This window comes from Kitasatospora sp. NPDC093558 (assembly GCF_040683475.1).
Taxonomy (GTDB): Bacteria; Actinomycetota; Actinomycetes; order Streptomycetales; family Streptomycetaceae; genus Kitasatospora.
On the sequence record NZ_JBFBDY010000792.1, the window covers coordinates 1 to 2,580 of the forward strand.

Genomic DNA, 2,580 nt, shown 5'->3' on the forward strand with positions numbered 1-2,580 from the left:
GGCGGATGACGACGGCCAGGGCGGCCACGAAGGCGGCCGTGAAGAGCGCCCAGCCGCTCACCCGCCAGGCGGCGGCGCGGAGTTGTGCCCGGAACCGGTGGCCGGCGACCTCCTCCCAGAGGGCGGCCTGCCGGCGGACCAGCTCGCCGCCGGCTCCCGCGACGCGGATCTCCTTGGCGGCCGCCGCCTCCGACGCGGTGTCGAACAGGTGCTTCTGGAGGCGGACCGCCTCCGCCGTCTCCGTCTCGGCCCGGCTGATGCGGCGCTGGCCCCGGCGGTCGAACCAGAGCGGGGCGGCGGCGAACAGGACCAGGAGCAGCAGCCAGGGGCTCACCGTGCCCAGCAGCAGGAGGGAGACGCCGAGTTGGAGCACGCCGAAGACGGCGCTGACCGCCGACCAGAAGCCGTTGACGATGGCCCAGGGGGCGCCGAGGACGATGTTCACCCGGTCCAGGAAGTCGCTGCGTTCGACGTGCTCCAGGCCGTCGAGCAGCGCGATGTCCCGGTTGATCGAGGCCGGCAGGTCCAGCACGGCGACCTTGTCCACGAGCTGGCCCCGGACGTTGAAGCCCAGGTCGGTGAGCGCGGCGGTGGCGGCGTGGACGACGGCGGCTCCGACCGCCCCGGCGACGGCGGTGCCGGTGTCGTGGTCGATCGCGCCGTTGATGGCCGCGCGCAGGGTCAGCGCGGTGGCGGCGACCGTCACCAGGGAGAGCGCCTGGGTGAGCAGGACGCCGATCGTCAGCCCCGGTGAGCGGCGGTAGGAGATGGCCGGCAGTTCGCGGGCCAGCCCCGCGTACTCGCGCGCGGTCGCCCGGAACTCGGGCTGCGGGTCCAGGGTCACGAGAGTTCGCTTTCGTCCGTGCGGTCGTCGTAGCCGAGCCGGAAGCGCTCGGCCTGGATGGCGAAGAGGTCGGCGTACCGGCCGCCGAGGGCCATGAGGTCGTCGTGGGTGCCGGACTCGGTGATCCGCCCGCCGTCGAGGAGCACGATCCGGTCGGCCTGCCGGACGGTGGAGAGCCGGTGGGAGATCAGCACCACGCTGGCCCGGCCGCGGTGCTCCGCGAGCCGGTTGAAGACGTCGAACTCGGTGCGCACGTCCAGGTGCGCGGTGGGTTCGTCGAGGACCAGCAGGCCGGCGCCGGTGTGCACGGAGTACAGGGCGCGGGCCAGGACGGCCTGCTGCCACTGGCCGCCGGAGAGGTCGACCCCGCCGGTGCGGGTGCGGGCGAGCGGGGTGTCCCAGCCGTCGGGCAGCCGTTCCAGCACCGCGTCGAAGCCGGAGTCCTTCGCGGCGGCGTCCAGGGCGGCCCGGTCGACGGGCACGGTGGCATGGCCGAGCGCGACGTTGTCGGCCGCCGGCAGCTGGTACTTGACGAAGTCCTGGAAGACGACCGAGACGTGCTCGCGCCAGCCGGCGGCGCCGAGCTCGGCGATGTCGGTCCCGTCGGCCGTGATCCGGCCCCCGGTGGGCCGGTAGAGGCCGGACAGCAGCTTGATCATGGTGGACTTGCCCGCGCCGTTGAGCCCCACCACGGCGAGCAGTTCGCCGGGCCTGATCTGCAGGTCGAGGCCGTCGAGCACGGTGCGCTCGGTGCCCGGGTACGTGAAGGACACGTCCTCGAAGGCGACCAGCGGCGGTTCGGCGCGCCGCTCCGCGCGGGGCGCGGGGAGGACGTCCCCGCCGGCGTGCGGCTGCCCGAGGGCCTCCCGCAGCTCGCCGTAGGCCAGCATGCCCTCCGTAGCGGCGCGGATGTTGCGGACGTCCTCGCTGTAGCCCATCGACTGCACGAGCGCCCAGGAGGCGGTCAGCACCGCGGTGAGGGCCGAGACGGAGACCGTGCCGCCGGCCGCGTCCCGGGTCACCGCGAGGTATACGACGACCAGGGGAACGCCGACCAGGACGAACTGGCTCCACTCGTTGCGCAGCAGTCTGCGGGACACCTCCCAGGTGGGCGCGAACATCGCCCGCACGTGCTGCTGGATGCGTTCGACCATCCACTCGCCGAAGCCGAAGACCCGCACCTCCATGCTGGGGCCGACGGCGGTGAGCGCGTCCCGCCAGGCCTCGGCGCGCATCCCGTGCTCGATGCCCTTGCGCCACACCGCCGTGAAGACGTCCGCCTGACGGTTGCGCAGGTACTGGTTGACCGCGCCTGGCACCAGCAGGACGGGCACGGCCCACCACACGTACTGCGCCAGCACCGCGCAGGCGCCGGCCAGGCCGAGGAGCGAGGCGAGGCGGCGCAGGCGTCCCAGCGCGCCGTCGGCGGGAGTGCGCTCGGTCCAGTTGGCGGGCTGGGCGCGGGCGCGGCGGACCAACTGCTGCACCTCGGGCGTCTCCAGCGCCTCGATCGTGGGAGCCGACGTGGTGATCCGCAGGACCCTGGCCCGGTGGGCCCCGTCGATGCGGAGGGCGGCGAGCTGCCCGAGCGGCGCGGTCAGCGCCTCGATCACGTGCCCGAGCAGCAGGACGGCACCGAACATCGCGAGGGGGACGAGGGCGGCGTCGAAGAGGTCCGCGCCCGGATGGCCCTGGACCCTGGCCACCAGAGCGGCGGTGGCCAGGGCGGTGGCGGC

General features: G+C 74.1%; 1 protein-coding gene and 1 pseudogene. Both read right to left on the reverse strand.

Annotated features, from left to right (window positions below; genetic code table 11):
• Window positions 1-844: pseudogene (locus AB0O00_RS35250) on the reverse strand (ABC transporter ATP-binding protein); the annotation flags it as partial.
• Window positions 841-2,580, reverse strand: a 1,740-nt coding sequence (locus AB0O00_RS35255) for an ABC transporter ATP-binding protein (RefSeq protein WP_363658788.1), incomplete at its 5' end; no start/stop codon positions are given. The pseudogene AB0O00_RS35250 and the gene AB0O00_RS35255, both read right to left, overlap by 4 nt.